At 56.0% G+C, this 832-nt stretch carries 1 protein-coding gene; it reads left to right on the forward strand.

Features of this window, described 5'->3' with window-relative positions:
• On the forward strand, positions 1–676 hold a 676-nt coding region (locus RT21_RS22860; RefSeq protein ID WP_046164466.1), incomplete at its 5' end, for an IS5 family transposase.
• Between the last annotated feature and the right edge of the window lie 156 nt (positions 677–832).

An 832-nucleotide genomic window follows, 5' to 3' on the forward strand; every position in this document is an offset into this window, starting at 1 on the left:
CGACGAAACCACCATCCTCAACTTCCGTCGCTTGCTGGAACGCCACGGCATGTCCACCGCGTTGTTCGAGGTGGTGAACCGTTACCTGGGTGAACATGGGCTAATGCTCCGCCAAGGGACCATAGTCGATGCAACCATCATTCATGCACCCAGTTCGACCAAGAATGCAGACGGAAAGCGTGATCCCGAGATGCACCAGACAAAGAAAGGCAATCAGTACTATTTCGGCATGAAGGCGCACATCGGTGTGGATGCTGACACAGGTCTGGTTCACAGCCTCGTAGGCACACCTGCCAACGCTGCTGATGTCACTCAGGTAGACAAGTTGCTGCACGGCGACGAAACTCATGTGTGCGGTGATGCTGGTTACACCGGCGTCCAGAAACGGGACGAGCATAAGGAACGCAAGTCCGTGGTCTGGTCGATTGCCGTGCGTCCTGGCAAGCTCAAGACGTTGAGCAAAACCAAGCTGATTGAGAAAGGGTTACGCCGAATCGAACGCGCCAAAGCCAGCACCCGGGCCAAGGTCGAGCACCCGTTCCGGGTGATCAAATGCCAGTTTGGCTTTACCAAGGTGCGTTACAAAGGTTTGGCCAAGAATACCGCCCAGCTGCATACCCTGTTTGCCTTGGCGAACCTGTGGATGGCCCGAAAGCAGTTGTTGAGCGCGGGATAAATCCGCCCGGAGTTTCGGGTATGGCGGCCTGACAGGCCGAAAGCGGGCTTAAACACCCCCAAAGCGTGACCAGGCTCGATGAAATCGTTCCCGAAATGATTTTTTGCGCGTTGAGGTCAGAATCGCCGCCAGCGGGGTCAGTTCTTCAGACGTTCC

Source organism: Pseudomonas sp. 10B238 (assembly GCF_000970615.1).
Classification (GTDB): Bacteria; Pseudomonadota; Gammaproteobacteria; order Pseudomonadales; family Pseudomonadaceae; genus Stutzerimonas.